The organism is Streptomyces camelliae (genome assembly GCF_027625935.1).
Taxonomy (GTDB): domain Bacteria; phylum Actinomycetota; class Actinomycetes; order Streptomycetales; family Streptomycetaceae; genus Streptomyces; species Streptomyces camelliae.
Genome location: NZ_CP115300.1, coordinates 4,329,313 through 4,347,193, shown reverse-complemented (window position 1 = coordinate 4,347,193; position 17,881 = coordinate 4,329,313). Strand labels below are relative to the sequence as shown.

Sequence of the window (17,881 nt, the reverse complement as noted above, 5' to 3'; positions counted from 1 at the left end):
TGCTGGATAAATTGCCATAAACCTGGTGAAGGGCATGTCAAAGACCCGGCGATGGAGTCGGAGAAGACTCATTAGGAGCAGTTATGAAGCACAATGCGCTGACCCGACGAATTGCCGCCAGTCCGCTGGCGCCCCTCGCCGGCTTCCCGCTCCGGCTCGCGAACGTGGTTCAGCACAATGCCCGCATCGCCAGACTGTCCGCTTCCTGGCTGGTGCGTTCCCGTGAGCACGTTCACTACACCTACGACCTCGAACCTCTCAACATGGAGCACCTGGCCTGGTTCGTCGCAACGGCGACGGGCACCAGGGTGGCCACCGTACGGGGCTACCTGAAGGAGCTGCAGGAGGACGCCGAGCTGCGCCGCGTCATGGCTGAGGGCCTGGCCCGCAGCAGCCGGAGCGCCAGCACCGACAAGGTCGTCCGCTACGGTCGGCGGATCGGCTGGTACGCCTTCGTCCGGGCGCTCCGCCCCGAGTTCGTGGTGGAGACCGGCACCAACCGGGGGCTGGGCAGTGCGGTGATCGCCGCCGCTCTCCTGCGCAACGGCCGGGGCCGGCTCGCCACCGCCGACATCGACGACCGCTCGGGCGAGTTGATCCTGCCGCCCTACGACAAGGTCGTCGAGCATGTGGTCGGTGACTCGCTCGAATTCCTCGCCGGCCCGGTGGCCAGGCAGCAGCCGATCGATCTCTTCTTCGTGGACACCGGCCACACCCCGGAACACGAGCGCGCGGAACTCCTCGCAGGGGCTCCGCTGCTGGCTCCGCACGCGGTGGTGGTGGCGACGAAGACTTACTGCTGGCCGGAGCTGTCTCGCTGGGCCGAGGAGCAGCAGCGGGAGTTCCTTCACTTCAGCGAGAAGCCGCTCGACCACTGGTACCGGGGCGTCGGCATCGGCGCGTCGTTCCCCTCCCTGGTCCGGGCGTGAACCCGGCGGCCAGGGCCAGGCTCGCCCGCTGGTACGCGCGATGTGACGCCTGGCAGGGCGCCGACGCCGCGCTGCGCCGCTCGCCCGCTCAGGCATGGTTCCGTCGAAGGGCTGTCGGCCGTCTGGCGGTCCTCGGTTACCACGGCGTGGATGACCCCGAAACCTTCAAGGCTCATCTCGACCTCCTCCAGCGGCGGTTCGTGCCGGTCTCGCTGGAGCGGGTCGAGGAGGCAGTCCATGGTGGCCGGGCGCTGTCGGACCACAGCGTGCTCGTCACGTTCGACGACGGTGACCGCAGCGTGTACACCCATGCGCTGCCGCTGCTGGCGGCGCGCGGCGTTCCGGCCGTCTGCTTCGTCATCCCCGGGCTGGTGGGCACCGACGCCCCTTTCTGGTGGGACGAGGCCGAGCATCTGGTCAGGAACGGCGGCACCACGCACCGGGTACCGCCCACCCGTCCCGAGATCACGCCGCACACCCTGAAGCTGCTGCCAGAACGTGAGCGGCAGCTCGCGCTGTCGGAACTCCGGGCCACGGCCACTGTGCCCAGCCCCCGGCCGCGGCAGCTGACCGGCGCTGAACTGCGGGAGCTGGAGGAGGGCGGTGTCGTCGTCGGCAACCACACGCTGACCCACCCCTGCCTCGACCGGTGCGACGACGATCAGGTGCGGCGAGAGGTGCTGGAGGCACACGAGCGGCTGACGCACCTGGTCGGCCGTCCGCCGACCTCCTTCGCATATCCGAACGGCAACGTCGACGAGCGGGCTCACCGCTTCCTCGCGCAGGCCGGCTATCGCTCCGGATTCCTGTACAACCACCGGCTGGCCACCCCGGGTGCCTGCCATCCCCTGCGCATCGACCGGCTGGTGGTCTCCAGCCGGACCAGCGTGGACCGGATGGAAACCATCCTTTCCGGGCTTCACCCGGCCCTGTTCCGGGCCGGGCGGGGGGCGGCCCGAGCTGTCGTGGGAGCGGTTCAGCCGCTCAGCAACAGGTCCTGACCGGCTGTGAGCGCTGCGGCCACGTGCCGCAGCGCCTGGTCGATCCGGGCCGCGCAGTCGCGCAGCTCCGCCAGGGGACGGCCGTCGGGATCCTCGATGTCGTCCGCCCCCGGGGCCGCCGGAGAGGTCCTGCCTCGGGCCACGGCCGCCTGGGCGACCGCGGCCCGAGGACCGTTCACGACAGACCGTTCCCTGGTGAGACGCACGAACTCCTCCAGCGTGAAGCAGCGCCGCAGCGCCGTCGGCAGGAGCTGTACCGCGGCCTCGCGATGCTCGCGCGCAAGGCCGAGCACCAGGTCGGCCGAGCCGATCAGCTCGGCCGACAGCCGACGGGTGGCGAAGCCTGACGCCTGCCCGCCGAGTCCCTCGATCATGGTCACGCTGTCCGGGCTCATCGGTGTCCCCGGCCGCGCCATCGTGCCGGCGCTGCCGATCCGGAAGCCGTCGGCGGCCGGGCCCAGGTGCAAGGGGAGCAGCCGCTCGGCGATCGGCGAACGGTACATGTTGCCGGTGCAGACGAACAGCAGGTGGAACACGGTCACCCCGCTGTTCCGATCTTGTCGGCCTCCGCCTTCCGGGGCGCCGCCAGAAGATTCTTGGCCTCGGTGGGGCGCTGTCCATATCCGTAGCCGTAACCGTAGCCGTAACCCTTGTGCTTCACGGTGACCATACTCAACACCGCACCGAGAACAGGGGCGTTGACCGAGTGCAGGGCGTCGACCGCAGCCTTCGCCCGTTCGGCCGGAGTGCGCCTGGCACGGACTACGAGGACTGTGCCGTCGACGGCCGGGGCGAGGCCCACGGTGTCGGCGACGGGCAGCAGGGGGGCGCTGTCCACGACGACGGTGTCGAAGCTCTCGGCCAGGCCCTCCAGGATCTGCCTCATCCGGTCGGAGGAGAGCAGCTCCGCCGGATTCGGCGGCATGGGGCCCGAGGTGAGCACGAGGAGGCCGTGTTCTCCGCACTCCTGCAACACCTCGTCAGCGGTGGCCTGGCCGATGAGGACGCTGGTGAGGCCGGCGTCCTGGACGAGCCCGAAGTTCTTGGCCACGCACGGATTGCGCAGATCGGCATCGACCAGGCAGACCTTGCCACCGGTCTCGGCCAGGGAAAGCGCGAGGTTGGCGGCCGTGTTGGTCTTCCCTTCGCCCGGCAGCGCGCTAGTCACCATGATCACGCGCGGTTTCCGGTCGACCTGGGCGAACTGCAGGTTGGTACGCAGAAGCCGGAATGCCTCGGCACGGGCGCCGTAGGCCGCCGAGCCGGCCGCGAGCGGGCTGCCCGGAGCCCTCTTGTCGTACGGGATGCCGCCGAGCGTGGCCAGTCGTGTCGCCTCGGCCAGCGCGTGGCTGGTGTGCAGGGTGGTGTCGAGGGTGTCCCGAAGGACGGCGAGAGCCACACCGGCGACGAGACCGGCGAGCAGCCCGGCTGCGCCGTTGAGCAGGGGCTTCGGGCTGATCGGAGTCGTCGGCGGCTGGGCATTGCGCGTAATGCCGATGTTCACAGGAGCAGCCTTTTGCCCCGGAGGTGTCTCAAGGCTGACGAGCTGTCTGCTCGCTTCGCGCGCTACGAAGTTGGCGATCATTGCTGATCGCGCAGGGCTGGTGTCGGTGACGGTGATGTCGATGAGCACCGTGTTGAGTTTCACGCTGGCACTGATGTGCCCGGCGAGCTGAGCCGGCGTCATGTCGAGTCCGAGCTGACGGACAACCGGTGCGGCGATCAGGGGACTGGAGATGATGTCGGCGTAGGACTGCACCCTCGCCTGTGAAAACGCGCTGCCCTGGTTGAGTGCCGTGATGTCGGACGCGGTGCGCGTGGACACGAAGATCTGACTGCCGGCCTGGTAGCGGGGAGTCGAGTACGCCGTGAAGGCGATTCCGGCGCCCAGGCCGAGGAGCGTCAGGGCGGTGACGGAAAGCCACCGTCGGGCTAGTGCTTTGAGAAAGCCGCCCAGGTCCAAGGTTGCACTCCTTCGGGTTGTTCCGGTTGTGGCATCCGAGATACCCCCGGCTCAGCATCGAGACTTGAGATATCCCCTTATAGAGATCTTAGGGGCGTTTGACCGTTTTGCGGATACGCGCCCCTCAACCTCACTCACTTGAGGAGTCCACGTGCGCCATCGAGCCCCAGCCGTGGCCGCCCGCCTTGCAACCGCCGCTCTGTGGGTGATCGGGCTGAGCCCTGCCTTCTTCGCCACCGTTGTGTGGGACCGTGCTTCGTCACCTCCCGGCGGCGCTGTCGACTGGGGTGCGACAACCGCCGAGGTGACGCCGACGGATTGGCGGCTCCACGCGGGTGAGCTCTACGCGCTGGCGACGATCACCCTGCTGGTCGCCGTCCTGGTCTTCTCGCTGGCTGCGCCTCCGCCCGCCGCTCGACACCGTGGCGTGTCACTCGTAGTGGCAGTGATCGCCATGTACTGCGGTCCAGTGCTGTCGGGTCTGTTCGGTGCCCACGGTGGCGCCGGAGACTGGCGGTTGTGGCTGGCACCCTTGGCCGTCGCCGCACTTTACGCAGCCCCACCCGTTGAGTTGGGTGAACTGCTGCCGCGACTTCGGGCAGTCCTGCGTGTCTACACGTGGGGCAGCCTCGGGGCATTGGTCATCATGCCCGACTGGGCTCTGTCCACGAGCTATATCGTCAACCTGCGGCTGCCGGTGATGGGATCGTCCCGACTCCTCGGTCTCACCAACCACCCCATCCTGCTGGGTGTCCTGGCCGCCGCCACTCTCGTCGTGGAACTCGCCCCGCTGCATCGACGCCGGCTGTGGCTGTTGCACAGCGCCGCGGCCGCTGTCGTTCTGCTTCTGGCCCAGTCGCGCACGGCCTGGATGGCGACTCTGGTGGCGCTTCTGTTTCTCTACCGCCGTGGCGTCGCGCGCCGGATGCACCCCCTTCTGGTCCGCGGCCTGGCGCTGGCCTTCGTCGCCTGCTCACTGCCCTTGGTGCTGGCTCTGACGGGCCAGATCGGACGGCTCGCCAGCGACGGCGAGTTGACGTCCGTTCATGGCCGCACCGAGGTCTGGGAGATGGCGATGCTGGCCTTTCACTCCGATCCCCTGTGGGGATACGGCCCGACACTTTTCAGCGACCGTTTCTCGCCGGTTCGAGGTCTGTACGAACACGCCCACAGCCAGCTCTATCAGACCCTCGGTACCTCGGGGCTGATCGGCATGCTCGGACTGCTCGCCTTCGCGGCGGTGCTGCTGCTGGCGGCTTCACGTACCGCACGCGTGAGTGCGGGGCTGTCCCCGTCCCTGGTAGCGATCACGACGGTCACGTGTCTGACCGAGGCGCCGCTGCGAGGCGTCGGCTTCAGCCCCTACCTCGTGCTGGTAGTCCTGGACATCACGATTCTGCTGGCAGCCGTCCGAGGCTCCGGGGCCGAGCCGGAGCCGGAGCCGGCAGGGTTGTACACGTTGCCACACCCGGCGCCGCACGCCCGGTACCCGTGCGGCGTCAGGAAGAGGCTGGAGGCGGTGGGTTCCGCCGCAGCGACGCACACCGGTTCGGGCCGGTAGGGCGATCGGACACCATCGGTTTCCCGCGGTCCTCACCGCCCGCGGCATGCTCTGTGAGATGGGGAGCCCTTGTCCACCGACACCGCAGTATCCGAGGCACGTACCGCGCTGGTCGCCCTGGTCTGGAACTATGGCTCGGCGATCGTCGCCACGGTGATCCAACTCTGCTACACCGCCTACACCGCCCGCGTGGTGCTCCCCCAGAGCTTCGGGGCGTTCGCCGCGGCCGCCGCGGCTCTCACCGTGCTCGGCTATGTCGCCGGAGCAGGGCTCGCCACCTACCTGATGCGAGCGGAGCAGCTCACGCGGCAGACCGTCCGGACCGCGTACCGCGTCTCCCTGCTCAGTGGTCTCCTCTGCTGCGCAGTCAGCCAGGCGGTGGCCCCACTGGCGGCCACCGTGTGGGGGCTGCCGGAAGTCCGGCCGATCGTGCAGCTCTACGGCCTCTACTTCCTCGCCCAGCCTGCCTCGCTGGTGGCCGTCGCGGCGCTGCGCCGCATGGACCGTGCCCGCTTCTGCTCTGTCACAGAGACCGGGGCTCAGTTCGTCGGCATGGCGGTCGGTGCCGTCCTGCTCGAACTGGGCTGGAGCCCGTACGGGCTGGTGATCTCCCAGGTGGTGACACCCACGGTGACTCTCATGGTGGCAGCTGTGCGGCTGGCACGCCTGCCCCTCGTGGACGGACCCCTGGTACCGGCTCGCGACATGCTCCGCATCTCCGGGGCGTTCGCCGGCTACGGGATGATCCAGATGACGGCGGCCGACGTGTCTCTGTGGGCCGTCACCCGGTTTCTGGGACCGGCCGCAGCCGGTCAGTTCTCCCGCGCGACACTCGCGGTGAGCCTACCGGTCAGCGTCCTGTGCCAGAGTCTGCGGAAAGCCGTGATGCCGTCACTGGCCCGGATCAACGGCGAAGGGCGGTCGCTCGCCACAGTCCTGCCCGATGTGCTCAGTGCGGCCTCCGCCGTCGCGTTCATCGCCTTCGGCATTCTGGCGGGGGTGGGCCCGGCCGCGTTGGAGCTCCTGCTCGGGCCCGGCTGGGGACCGGCGGGCGCGCTGATGCCCGTGCTGGCCCTGGGTGCCCCCTTCGTGCTGCTGTGCCAGGTCAGCTATGCCGCGGACGAGATCCGCAAGGCGATGGGCAGCCTGCTGCGGACCCAACTGCTCGTGCTCGTGGCTACGGTGGTCCTCGTGGTGTCGTCGGTGACTGCTGGTCAGAGTATGGCGTTCGTCGCCGTGGCAGCTTCGGTCGCAGCAGGCCTCGGCCACGTGGAGCAGCTCGTCCGCTGGCATCGGGCCGGGGTGTGCTCGTTGTCTGCGCTCGTCCGGCCGTACCTCGTCCATGCGGGCGTCGGTGCCGCGCTGTGCGTCAGCGGGTACCTGGCGGCCGACTACGGCCGGGGACCGCTGTCCCAGGTCGTGCACGGTCTGCTGGGCATGTTGCCGGTGGGACTGGTGTGTGTGGTGCTGCGACGTCGGCTCCCGCTGTACTCGGCAGCTGTCTCTCGCGGCCTTGCCGCGTGATCAGCCTTGGCGCGGCCGAGCAGTGCGGCCGCGCACGGCAGTTCTCGCGGCCGGGCGGTCTGCGGGACATGTGGACGACGGCTGTGCGCGGCGGAGTCGTCCGCGACCGCCTTGCCCTGGGTTGGATGGCCACACGGTGATCCCGGTCAGGTGGGCCGGATGGGTGCACGGCAGCCGCGCCCCGCAGCTGCCGTGCAAGCCGGCGTCACCACCTGGTCGGCGCCGTGTCGTCCAGGTGGGGGCCTGTCACCTGGCACTGGTCGTCCGACGTGGCCCCTCGGGCAGCAGTGTGTGGCTGCCCAGCAGGAGGCCGGGCGATCGGCTCCGTTCAGGACGCGCACGGAGCCGCGGGCTTCACCGTGGTGTGCAGTGGAGTCACCAGGGCCTGGCGCAGGATCGTCGGGGAGCCGTCGGCGTCGGGCTCGTTCAGATGCAGCACCAGCGTGCGGCTGGACTGTCGGGGCAGCTCCAGGTCGAGGGTGTACACGGGGTGACCGCGTTCGACGCCGGGGATCAGCTCGACCGGGTGGCCGTCCAGGGTGGCCCGCGTCAGGCTCGCCCCCCGGCCGGCGTAGTAGGACACCAACAGCCGGTTGTCACCAGGCCTGGTGCGGTAGTCCGGGTGGTCTGCGCGCACCGTGACGTAATCGGGCAGGCCGGAAGCCGGCGCCCGGTTGGTGAGCGTCACGGTCACGGTGACTTTCCGGCCGTTGTCGGTGCAGGCGCCGGGCGCCCAGACAAGGCTCCGGTCCAGGTAGTAGTCCAGCTTGGTGCCCGCCGCGTTGTTCACCACGAGCCCCGCGAAGGGGCCGGGCGTGTCAGGCAGCGCGCCGCCGAACGGCCGTGACTCCAGCAGCCGTTCCTCGGCCCCGTGTGCGCTCCACACCTGCAGGCGGCCCTCTTGCTGCACATCGTGCACGGCCCGCAGCAGCGCGGGGAGCAGGCCCGGGTCGTCGGCCGCGTGCATCAACTGCTTGGCTGCGGCGCTCGCGGCCTCGACGAAGAACGCCTTGCGCTCTCCGACGTTCTCGTACGCGGCGTAGCTGGTCCGCTCGGTGAGGTCCACCGCGTTGTCGGCGGTGAGCGCGGTGCCGTCGGCCAGCCGGGCGGGCCCGGTGGCGCCCAGCAGTCGGCCGAGCGTGGCGGGGTCGATGGCGATCGCTCCGTCCAGGTCACGGCCGGTGTGCGTCCGCCAGTACGAGGTCCAGATGCGGGCCGCGTACGGGAAGTGCGGGCTCATGTTGGAGTTCTGCCAGATCTCGCCGGGTCCGTTGTCGCCGTACTGGTCCGCGAACTCGGACCCGAGGTTCACGTCGGTGCGGACACCGTCCATCTCGGTGTCGTTGCCGAAGCGTTCGAAGGACAGCCGGCCCCGGTCGGCCCGCAGCACGGCGAAGGCTCCGGGCAGGCCCCCGGTGCCCCGGGCCTCGGCCGTGTTCTGGAAGGACAGGAAGTAGTGCCGGGGGCCGTGCGCCCCGAGCATGGGCGGCACGGCACGGGCCGCGACGGCGACGTCGGCCGTCTGCGGGACGAGCCGGTCGAGCTGGTCCGACAGCTGCTCACGGCCGCGGTCGACCGCCGGCAGCCAGGTGGAGCCCGCCAGCCGGCGGACGTCGCCCCGCACCTGGGCCGCGACCCGCGCGGCTCGCTCGAACGCGGGCGCCTGCCCTTCGAGTTGGGTGAGCACCCGCGGGATGCCCCCCGCGTGGGCGCCCGCCGTGAGCTGCGGGACGGCCCGCACCAGTGGCGGCAGTACCTGGCCGGCCAGCCGGTCCGAGGCCTCGGCGATGCCGCGCACGGTCCGGAGGGGGCCGCCGGCGAACGGCACCTGGGCGGCGGTGTACCAGGCCGGCCCCGTGGTGAGCCAGTGCGCGCGGGCGGCGTGCGTGGCCGCGGAGCGCAGCAGGCGCTCCGCTGCGGACTCCGCCGGGGCGCCCGCGGCGGCGGTCCCGGCGGGGTGGGCTTTCGCCGTGGCCGCCATCGCCTGCCGCAGCGCGGTCAGATCGTGCTGTGCGGCGAGGAGTTCGGTGCGGGCGAACCAGCCCGTGATTCCGATCCAGGCGGCCGCCGCCGGGGGAAGAGCGGCGGCGGCCAACAGCATGTTCCTGGCAAGAGGCCCGAGGGCGCGCCGATCTGCTCGGCGCGCCCGTCGTCCGGCGTCCTGGGCACGCCCAGGACGCCTCGGGAAGAACATCCGTACTTTCGGCAACGTCATGAGCTACGGCGACGCCGCGCGACCAGCATGGTGCCGGCGCCCGCAGCGATCAGGCCCGCCGCGGCACCACCCAGCGCCAGCTTCTCCTTGCTGTGGCTGTCACCGGTGTTGGCGAGGTGCGGCGGACCGTGGTGCCCGTGCTCCTTGCCGTGCTCGTCGTCCTTGCCGTGCTCGTCGTCCTGGCCGTGCTCGTGCTCCTGGCCGTGCTCGTGGTCCTCGCCGTGCTCCTCGTGGTCGTGGTGGTGTGGCTTCGGCGGCTTCGGCGGATACTCCGGCTTCTCGTGCTCGTGCTCGTGCTCGTGGTGGTGGTGCGGCTTCGGCGGGTAAGGGTTGTCGTTGTCACCGGCATAGGCCGTCCCCGCGCTCGCCAGCGGGGCCGCGGCGAGCGCGACGGCCGTGATGGCTGAGGCCAGAACGGATCGCCATCTTGGCGATGTCTTCATTCGCTTCCACTCCTCGAATCGATCTTGGCGGCAGCTCTCTACCAAGAACTGGATAGTGGAATGAATGAGAAATAAGCGGGACAAATAACGCTTTTGCCGACATGACTCACCAGATGGTGTAGCACTGTCCTCCGTCGGCCGCCACCGGAGCATGGTCCAGGATGGATACATGAGCGTAGTCAAGATCAACGTGCTGTCTGTCCCCGCCGAGCAGCGGGAGGTGCTGGAGAAGCGGTTCGCCTCGCGGGCCCACGCGGTGGAGAACTCCGCGAGTGCCTGACCCAAGCCCTCGCCGACGCCCTGCGTGTCGCGGAGAGCCGGGGCCGGCGGCTGGAGCGGCTGAACTGAGCCAGATACGACGGCGCCCCCTGCCTGTGCGAAGCAGGGGGCGCCGTACGTCCAAGAGCCGCGGTCACTTCACCGGCTCGGGCTCCGGCTCTCTCTCGGACTCGGCCTCGCCGGCCGGGTCGACCGGGGTCTTGACGGAGTCGAGGAGGAGCTGGGCGACGTCCACGACCTGGATGGACTCCTTGGCCTTGCCCTCGTTCTTCTTGCCGTTGACCGAGTCGGTGAGCATGACGAGGCAGAACGGGCAGGCGGTGGAGACGATGTCCGGGTTCAGGCTCAACGCCTCGTCGACGCGCTCGTTGTTGATGCGCTTGCCGATGCGCTCTTCCATCCACATCCGCGCGCCGCCGGCGCCGCAGCAGAAGCCGCGTTCCTTGTGGCGGTGCATCTCCTCGTTGCGCAGGCCGGGGACCTTGCCGATGATCTCGCGCGGGGGCGTGTAGATCTTGTTGTGGCGGCCGAGGTAGCAGGGGTCGTGGTAGGTGATGATGCCCTCGACCGGGGTGACGGGGATGAGCTTGCCCTCGTCGACCAGGTGCTGGAGCAGCTGGGTGTGGTGGATGACCTCGTAGTCGCCGCCGAGCTGGGGGTACTCGTTGCCGATGGTGTTGAGGCAGTGCGGGCAGGTGGCGACGATCTTCTTGGCCGACTTCGGCTTCTTCGACTCCGGCGTGACGTTGCCGTCCTCGTCGGTCTCCTCGCCGAAGGCCATGTTCAGCGCGGCGACGTTCTCCATGCCGAGCTCCTGGAACAGCGGCTCGTTGCCCAGCCGCCGCGCCGAGTCACCGGTGCACTTCTCGTCGCCGCCCATGATGGCGAACTTCACGCCCGCGATGTGGAGGAGCTCCGCGAAGGCCTTCGTCGTCTTCTTGGCGCGGTCCTCCAGCGCGCCCGCGCAGCCGACCCAGTACAGGTACTCGACCTCGGAGAGGTCCTCGATGTCCTTGCCGACGACGGGGACCTCGAAGTCGACCTCCTTGGTCCACTCCAGGCGCTGCTTCTTGGCCAGGCCCCAGGGGTTGCCCTTCTTCTCCAGGTTCTTGAGCATCGTGCCCGCCTCGGAGGGGAACGCGGACTCGATCATGACCTGGTAGCGGCGCATGTCGACGATGTGGTCGACGTGCTCGATGTCCACCGGGCACTGCTCGACGCAGGCGCCGCAGGTGGTGCAGGACCACAGCACGTCCGGGTCGATGACGCCGTTCTCCTCGGCGGTGCCGATCAGCGGCCGCTCGGCCTCGACCAGAGCGGCGGCGGGCACACCGGCGAGCTGCTCCTCGGACGCCTTCTCCTCGCCCTCCGCCGTCTTGCCGCCGCCGGCCAGCAGGTACGGCGCCTTGGCGTGGGCGTTGTCCCGCAGGGACATGATGAGGAGCTTGGGGGAGAGCGGCTTGCCGGTGTTCCAGGCCGGGCACTGGGACTGGCAGCGGCCGCACTCGGTGCAGGTGGAGAAGTCCAGCAGGCCCTTCCAGGAGAACTGCTCGACCTGGGAGACGCCGAAGACGTCGTCCTCGCCCGGGTCCTCGAAGTTGATCGGCTTGCCGCCGGAGGTCATCGGGAGCAGGGCGCCCAGGGAGGTCTCGCCGGTGGCGTTGCGCTTGAACCAGATGTTGGGGAAGGCCAGGAAGCGGTGCCAGGCCACGCCCATGTCGGTCTTCAGGGCGACCACGATCATCCAGATGAACGACGTCGCGATCTTCAGGCCGGCGAAGAAGTAGGTGAGGTTCTGGAGGGTGGAGACGTCCATGCCCTTCAGCCACGACACGACCGGGTACGAGATGAAGAACGAGGCCTCGTAGCCGTCGACGTGGTGCTGGGCGCCCTCAAGGGCGTGCAGCATGAAGATGCAGACGCCGACGATGAGGATGACGGTCTCGACGAAGTACGCCTGACCCCAGTTGGAGCCGGCGAAGCGGGACTTGCGGCCCGGCTTGTCCGACCTGCTCAGCTGGCGGATCACGACCAGGACCGCGATGCCGAGCACCGTCGTCGTGCCGATGAACTCGACGAAGACGTTGTACGGCGTCCAGTCGCCGATGACCGGCAGGATCCAGTCGGCCTTGAAGAGCTGGCCGATGGCGTTGACGATCGTCAGCAGCAGCGTGTAGAAGCCGATCGCCACGAACCAGTGCGCCACCCCGACGACGCCCCAGCGGTTCATCCGGGTGTGGCCGAGGAACTCTCTGGCTACGGTGACGGTGCGCTGAGCGGGGTCGTTGGTCCGGGTCCCGGCCGGAACCGGCTGGCCCATCCGCATGAAGCGGTAGATCTGCAGGAGGGCGCGGCCGAACAGAGCCACGCCGACCACGATCAGGACCAGCGACACGATGATCGCGGCGAGTTGCATTGGGGCTCCTGAGGGCGGCCTTGAGAACTGAGCGATATTACTAAGCGGTAACTTATGTAGTCCGTCTGAGACTACCCCCATCATCCGTCGGGATGCAGCAGGCCTCCGGGTGATGCGCGTCATCCCCGACTCATCGGATCGTGTTATTCGTACCGAATTGCTACATTCGCCCCTACCTTAGAGCCGTGCTCTACGGGATCGCCGCCGCTACCGCCGCCCTTCTGCTCGCCGCCGTCCTCGCGGCGATGCTGCGCGGACTCGCGCTGCGGGCGGGCATCGTCGACCGGCGCCTGCAGCGCCGTCTGCCGCTGCTCGGCGGGTTCGCCGTGGTGGCCGTCACCTGCCTGGTGGCCTGGGCCGGTGAGTGGAGCGGGATCGCGCCGCTCGGGGACGGTGTCGGCCGGCTGCTGGCCGCCGCCGCCGCGCTCGCCGGGCTGGGCCTGGTCGCGGACGTGTGGCGGCTCCGCGCGCGTGTGCTCGTCGCCGGTACGGCCGTGGCGGCGGTCTGCGTGGTGCCGTACGAGGAGACAGGGGTGGCGGGCGGGGTGCTCGCGGTCGGCTGGATCGTCGTCGCCTCGCTCGCCTTCAAGGGGCTCGATCACGCGGACGGGCTGGCGGGGACCGTCGGGGTCGTCACCGCCTTCGGGGCCGGGGCCTGTGCCGCCGCCGAGGTGCTGGACGGGCTCGCCGCGCTGCTGAGCGTCTTCGCCGCCGCCCTCACCGGCTTCCTGATGCACAACTGGCCGCCCGCGCGGATCGGGCTCGGCGCCTGCGGCTCGCTGTTCACCGGATTCCTGCTGTCGTCGTCGATCGTCCTCACGCGCGCGGGGTACGAGCTCGCGCCGAGCGCGGCCGTGGCGGTGTGCTTCGGTGCCGTCGCCGTCGCCGACGCCGTCCTGGTGGTCCTCGCCCGGCGCCTCGCCCGGCGTCCGCTGCTGCGGCGCGGCCCCGACCATCTCGCGCACCCGCTGCGCCGGCTCGGGCTCACCCCGGCGGGCTCGGTCGTGCTGCTGGGTGCCGGCTCGTTCTCCTCGGTGCTCGTGGGGGTGCTCGTACACACTGGGTGGACGGGGGAGGGGGCCGCGCTGTGGGTGGGCGGAGGGGTGCTGCTCGCCGTCGCCGTACTCCTTCGGATTCCTGCCCGAATCCCTGTCCAGCGGCCTCCGCACATGACATCTGTGCAGGTCAGAGGCCCATTGCGTGTAAGGAACGGATAAGACTTGAGTCCCCTTGACTCAGGTCTGTTGACCCAGCGGGAGCCGTCGTGCACACTTGAGTCCGTTCCACTCAAGTCAGCTGGAGGAATCAACCATGGCACGTGCGGTCGGCATCGACCTGGGCACGACTAACTCCGTCGTCAGCGTTCTGGAGGGCGGCGAGCCCACCGTCATCACCAACGCCGAGGGCGCCAGGACCACGCCGTCCGTCGTCGCCTTCGCCAAGAACGGCGAGGTGCTCGTCGGCGAGGTCGCCAAGCGCCAGGCGGTCACCAACGTGGACCGCACCATCCGCTCGGTGAAGCGCCACATGGGCACCGACTGGAAGATCGCGCTGGACGGGAAGGACTTCAACCCGCAGCAGATCTCCGCCTTCATCCTGCAGAAGCTGAAGCGCGACGCCGAGGCGTACCTGGGCGAGAAGGTGACCGACGCGGTCATCACCGTCCCGGCGTACTTCAACGACTCCGAGCGCCAGGCGACCAAGGAGGCCGGTGAGATCGCCGGTCTGAACGTCCTGCGCATCGTCAACGAGCCGACGGCCGCCGCGCTGGCCTACGGCCTCGACAAGGACGACCAGACGATCCTCGTCTTCGACCTCGGCGGCGGCACCTTCGACGTGTCCCTGCTGGAGATCGGCGACGGCGTCGTCGAGGTGAAGGCCACCAACGGTGACAACCACCTCGGTGGTGACGACTGGGACCAGCGCATCGTCGACTTCCTGGTCAAGCAGTTCCAGTCCGGACACGGCGTGGACCTGAGCAAGGACAAGATGGCCCTCCAGCGCCTCCGTGAGGCTGCCGAGAAGGCCAAGATCGAGCTGTCCTCGTCCACCGAGACCTCGATCAACCTGCCCTACATCACGGCGTCCGCCGAGGGCCCGCTGCACCTGGACGAGAAGCTCACCCGCGCCCAGTTCCAGCAGCTGACGGCCGACCTGCTGGAGCGCACCAAGACCCCGTTCCACAACGTCATCAAGGACGCGGGCATCGCCCTGTCCGAGATCGACCACGTGGTGCTCGTCGGTGGCTCCACCCGTATGCCCGCCGTCGCCGAGCTCGTCAAGGAGCTGACCGGCGGCAAGGAGGCCAACAAGGGTGTGAACCCGGACGAGGTCGTCGCCATCGGCGCCTCGCTCCAGGCCGGTGTCCTCAAGGGCGAGGTCAAGGACGTCCTGCTGCTCGACGTCACCCCGCTGTCCCTCGGTATCGAGACCAAGGGCGGCATCATGACCAAGCTGATCGAGCGCAACACCACGATCCCGACCAAGCGCTCCGAGATCTTCACGACGGCCGAGGACAACCAGCCGTCGGTGCAGATCCAGGTCTACCAGGGCGAGCGTGAGATCGCGGCGTACAACAAGAAGCTCGGCATGTTCGAGCTGACCGGTCTGCCGCCGGCCCCGCGCGGTGTCCCGCAGATCGAGGTGTCCTTCGACATCGACGCCAACGGCATCATGCACGTGACCGCCAAGGACCTGGGCACGGGCAAGGAGCAGAAGATGACCGTCACCGGCGGCTCCTCGCTGCCGAAGGACGAGGTCGACCGGATGCGCCAGGAGGCCGAGCAGTACGCGGAGGAGGACCACCGCCGCCGCGAGGCCGCCGAGACCCGCAACCAGGGCGAGCAGCTCGTCTACCAGACGGAGAAGTTCCTCAAGGACAACGAGGACAAGGTCCCGGGCGAGATCAAGACCGAGGTCGAGGCCGCCGTCGCCGAGCTGAAGGAGAAGCTCAAGGGCGAGGACACCGCCGAGATCCGCACGGCCACCGAGAAGGTCGCGGCCGTCTCGCAGAAGCTCGGCCAGGCCATGTACGCCGACGCCCAGGCCGCGCAGGCCGGTGGCCCGGAGGGTGCCACCGCCGGTGGTGCCAAGGCTGACGACGACGTCGTCGACGCCGAGATCGTGGACGACGAGCGCAAGGACGGTGCCGCGTGACGGAGGAGACCCCGGGCTTCGAGGAGAAGCCCGACGTCCCCTCCGGCGCGACCCCCGACGACGCCGAGTCGAAGGCCGCCCCCAAGGAGGGGGCGGCCCCGGCCGGGGACGGAACCGCAGATGTGGGTCTGGTGGCCCAGCTGGACCAGGTGCGCACCGCGCTCAGCGAGCGCACGACGGACCTCCAGCGCCTCCAGGCCGAGTACCAGAACTACCGCCGCCGGGTCGAGCGTGACCGGATCGCGGTCAAGGAGATCGCCATCGCGAACCTCCTGACCGAGCTCCTGCCCGTGCTCGACGACATCGGCCGCGCACGGGAACACGGCGAGCTGGTCGGCGGCTTCAAGTCGGTGGCCGAGTCGCTGGAGACCGTCGCGGCCAAGATGGGCCTGCAGCAGTTCGGCAAGGAGGGCGAGCCCTTCGACCCGACGATCCACGAGGCCCTGATGCACAGTTACGCGCCGGACGTCACGGAGACGACCTGCGTGGCGATCCTGCAGCCCGGGTATCGCATCGGCGAGCGCACCATCCGCCCCGCGCGGGTGGCCGTCGCCGAGCCCCAGCCGGGTGCGCAGACCGTCAAGGCCGAGGGCGCCGAGGAGAAGAAGACCGAGGCGAAGAAGGCCGACGACAAGGAGAACGGTGGCCCGGAGGAGGGCTGACGTAATCACCGCAGACAGGAAGGAGGGACGTCGGGGATGAGCACCAAGGACTTCATCGAGAAGGACTACTACAAGGTCCTCGGCGTCCCCAAGGACGCCACCGAGGCCGAGATCAAGAAGGCGTACCGGAAGCTCGCCCGCGAGTTCCACCCGGACGCCAACAAGGGCAACGCCAAGGCCGAGGAGCGCTTCAAGGAGATCTCCGAGGCGAACGACATACTCGGCGACCCCAAGAAGCGCAAGGAGTACGACGAGGCACGCGCCCTGTTCGGCAACGGCGGCTTCCGCCCCGGACCGGGCGCCGGCGGCGGCTCCTTCAACTTCGACCTGGGCGACCTCTTCGGAGGCGGCACGACCACCCAGGGCGGAGGCTTCGGCGGCGGACTCGGTGACGTCTTCGGGGGCCTGTTCAACCGCGGCGGCACGGGGACGACACGTACCCAGCCGCGCCGCGGCCAGGACATCGACACCGAGGTCACGCTGAGCTTCACGGAGGCCATCGAGGGCGCCACGGTGCCCCTCAGGATGTCCTCCCAGGCGCCCTGCAAGGCCTGTTCGGGCACCGGCGACAAGAACGGCACACCGCGCGTGTGCCCGACCTGCGTCGGCACCGGCCAGGTCGCGCGGGGCTCGGGCGGCGGGTTCTCGCTCACCGACCCCTGCCCCGACTGCAAGGGGCGCGGCCTGATCGCCGAGCACCCCTGCCTGGAGTGCAAGGGCAGCGGCCGCGCGAAGTCGTCGCGCACGATGCAGGTCCGTATCCCGGCCGGGGTGACCGACGGGCAGCGGATCCGGCTGCGCGGCAAGGGCGCGCCCGGCGAGCGGGGCGGACCTGCGGGCGACCTGTACGTGATGGTTCACGTCGGCGCGCACCCGGTGTTCGGCCGCAAGGACGACAACCTCACCGTCACCGTCCCGGTGACGTTCGCCGAGGCGGCCCTCGGCGGCGAGGTGCGGGTGCCGACGCTCGGCGGCCCCGCCGTCACCCTGAAGCTCCCGCCCGGCACCCCGAACGGCCGCACGATGCGCGCCCGGGGCAAGGGCGCGGTCCGCAAGGACGGCACCCGAGGCGACCTGCTGGTCACCGTCGAGGTGCGTGTCCCGAAGGACCTGTCGGGGAAGGCTCGTGACGCACTGGAGGCGTATCGCGAGGCGACCGCGGACGAGGACCCGCGGGCGGAGCTGTTCGAGGCCGCGAAGGGAGACTGAGAGTGATGGACGGCCGTCGGCGTAACCCGTATGAACTGACCGAGGAGACCCCGGTCTACGTCATCTCGGTGGCGGCCCAGCTCTCCGGACTCCACCCGCAGACGCTGCGCCAGTACGACCGCCTGGGTCTGGTCTCACCGGACCGGACCGCCGGGCGGGGCCGCCGCTACTCGGCCCGCGACATCGAACTGCTGCGCACCGTCCAGCAGTTGTCGCAGGACGAGGGCATCAACCTGGCCGGCATCAAGCGCATCATCGAACTGGAGAACCAGGTCGCCGCGCTCCAGTCCCGCGTCGCGGAGCTGGAGGCGGCCCTGGACGGCGCGGCGGCCGCGATGCAGCAGCGCGAGGCCGCCGTGCACGCCTCCTACCGCCGCGACCTGGTGCCGTACCAGGAGGTGCAGCAGACCAGCGCGCTGGTGGTGTGGCGGCCGAAACGGCAGCACAACGACTGACCGAAAGGGGCCCGGATTCCGGGCCCCTTTTTTGCCTTCTCATGAACTCCCGTTGAATGGAGGGTCCG

At 69.6% G+C, this 17,881-nt stretch carries 14 protein-coding genes and 1 pseudogene; 10 read left to right on the top strand and 5 right to left on the bottom strand.

Annotation, left to right across the window (positions count from 1 at the left end):
- Positions 1-83: 83 nt before the first annotated feature.
- Both O1G22_RS19740 and O1G22_RS19735 read left to right on the top strand, forming a co-directional pair.
- Positions 84-929, top strand: coding sequence for a class I SAM-dependent methyltransferase (locus O1G22_RS19740; RefSeq protein WP_270082544.1), 846 nt, complete (start codon positions 84-86; stop codon positions 927-929).
- Positions 926-1,930, top strand: coding sequence for a polysaccharide deacetylase family protein (locus O1G22_RS19735; RefSeq protein WP_270082543.1), 1,005 nt, complete (start codon positions 926-928; stop codon positions 1,928-1,930). The genes O1G22_RS19740 and O1G22_RS19735 overlap by 4 nt, the downstream gene beginning before the upstream one ends.
- Here the strand turns inward: O1G22_RS19735 and O1G22_RS19730 are convergent.
- Both O1G22_RS19730 and O1G22_RS19725 read right to left on the bottom strand, forming a co-directional pair.
- Complete coding sequence (locus O1G22_RS19730; protein WP_270082542.1) at positions 1,906-2,472, bottom strand: arsenate reductase/protein-tyrosine-phosphatase family protein; 567 nt, start codon at positions 2,470-2,472, stop codon at positions 1,906-1,908. The genes O1G22_RS19735 and O1G22_RS19730 overlap by 25 nt on opposite strands.
- Entirely contained in the window at positions 2,469-3,893 is a 1,425-nt protein-coding gene (locus O1G22_RS19725; RefSeq protein WP_270082541.1) for a tyrosine-protein kinase domain-containing protein, read from the bottom strand. The genes O1G22_RS19730 and O1G22_RS19725 overlap by 4 nt, the downstream gene beginning before the upstream one ends.
- 172 nt (positions 3,894-4,065) lie before the next feature.
- Between O1G22_RS19725 and O1G22_RS19720 the strand changes: the two genes are divergently transcribed.
- Both O1G22_RS19720 and O1G22_RS19715 read left to right on the top strand, forming a co-directional pair.
- Complete coding sequence (locus O1G22_RS19720; protein ID WP_270082540.1) at positions 4,066-5,454, top strand: O-antigen ligase family protein; 1,389 nt, start codon at positions 4,066-4,068, stop codon at positions 5,452-5,454.
- Between the two features lie 69 nt (positions 5,455-5,523).
- Complete coding sequence (locus O1G22_RS19715) at positions 5,524-6,978, top strand: oligosaccharide flippase family protein (RefSeq protein WP_270082539.1); 1,455 nt, start codon at positions 5,524-5,526, stop codon at positions 6,976-6,978.
- Between the two features lie 328 nt (positions 6,979-7,306).
- Here O1G22_RS19715 and O1G22_RS19710 read toward each other — a convergent pair whose 3' ends face one another.
- Positions 7,307-9,073, bottom strand: a complete 1,767-nt coding sequence (locus O1G22_RS19710) for a DUF4012 domain-containing protein (protein ID WP_270082538.1) — start codon at positions 9,071-9,073, stop codon at positions 7,307-7,309.
- A 116-nt stretch (positions 9,074-9,189) separates the two neighbouring features.
- Positions 9,190-9,636, bottom strand: coding sequence for a hypothetical protein (locus O1G22_RS19705; protein ID WP_270082537.1), 447 nt, complete (start codon positions 9,634-9,636; stop codon positions 9,190-9,192).
- 169 nt (positions 9,637-9,805) lie between these two features.
- Between O1G22_RS19705 and O1G22_RS19700 the strand changes: the two are divergent.
- Positions 9,806-9,904 (top strand): annotated as a pseudogene (locus O1G22_RS19700) (antibiotic biosynthesis monooxygenase); the annotation flags it as partial.
- Positions 9,905-10,048: 144 nt separating this feature from the next.
- Here the strand turns inward: O1G22_RS19700 and O1G22_RS19695 are convergent.
- On the bottom strand, positions 10,049-12,331 hold the full coding sequence (locus tag O1G22_RS19695) for a (Fe-S)-binding protein (protein ID WP_270082536.1): 2,283 nt from the start codon (positions 12,329-12,331) through the stop codon (positions 10,049-10,051).
- A 185-nt stretch (positions 12,332-12,516) separates the two neighbouring features.
- Here O1G22_RS19695 and O1G22_RS19690 point away from each other — a divergent pair, with 185 nt between their 5' ends.
- The 5 genes from O1G22_RS19690 (at position 12,517) to O1G22_RS19670 (ending at position 17,813) form a co-directional block, all read left to right on the top strand.
- Positions 12,517-13,548: an MraY family glycosyltransferase gene (locus O1G22_RS19690; RefSeq protein ID WP_270082535.1), complete on the top strand. Its 1,032-nt coding sequence runs from the start codon at positions 12,517-12,519 to the stop codon at positions 13,546-13,548.
- 94 nt (positions 13,549-13,642) lie between these two features.
- Positions 13,643-15,487, top strand: coding sequence for a molecular chaperone DnaK (gene dnaK, locus O1G22_RS19685; RefSeq protein ID WP_225097410.1), 1,845 nt, complete (start codon positions 13,643-13,645; stop codon positions 15,485-15,487).
- Complete coding sequence (gene grpE / locus O1G22_RS19680; protein WP_270082534.1) at positions 15,484-16,149, top strand: nucleotide exchange factor GrpE; 666 nt, start codon at positions 15,484-15,486, stop codon at positions 16,147-16,149. Before dnaK ends, grpE begins: the two co-directional genes overlap by 4 nt.
- 36 nt (positions 16,150-16,185) lie before the next feature.
- Positions 16,186-17,358 (top strand): molecular chaperone DnaJ, encoded by a 1,173-nt coding sequence (gene dnaJ, locus O1G22_RS19675; protein ID WP_270082533.1) that lies wholly within the window; start codon positions 16,186-16,188, stop codon positions 17,356-17,358.
- A gap of 5 nt (positions 17,359-17,363) precedes the next feature.
- Positions 17,364-17,813: a heat shock protein transcriptional repressor HspR gene (locus O1G22_RS19670; RefSeq protein WP_225097407.1), complete on the top strand. Its 450-nt coding sequence runs from the start codon at positions 17,364-17,366 to the stop codon at positions 17,811-17,813.
- Positions 17,814-17,881: the final 68 nt, after the last annotated feature.

Excerpts from the sequence above, each read along its gene's own strand:
- O1G22_RS19740 (WP_270082544.1), top strand. The coding sequence starts at position 84 with ATGAAGCACAATGCGCTGACCCGACGAATTGCCGCCAGTCCGCTGGCG.
- dnaJ (WP_270082533.1), top strand. The coding sequence starts at position 16,186 with ATGAGCACCAAGGACTTCATCGAGAAGGACTACTACAAGGTCCTCGGC.
- dnaK (WP_225097410.1), top strand. The coding sequence starts at position 13,643 with ATGGCACGTGCGGTCGGCATCGACCTGGGCACGACTAACTCCGTCGTC.
- O1G22_RS19670 (WP_225097407.1), top strand. The coding sequence starts at position 17,364 with ATGGACGGCCGTCGGCGTAACCCGTATGAACTGACCGAGGAGACCCCG.
- O1G22_RS19705 (WP_270082537.1), bottom strand. The coding sequence starts at position 9,636 with ATGAAGACATCGCCAAGATGGCGATCCGTTCTGGCCTCAGCCATCACG.
- O1G22_RS19695 (WP_270082536.1), bottom strand. The coding sequence starts at position 12,331 with ATGCAACTCGCCGCGATCATCGTGTCGCTGGTCCTGATCGTGGTCGGC.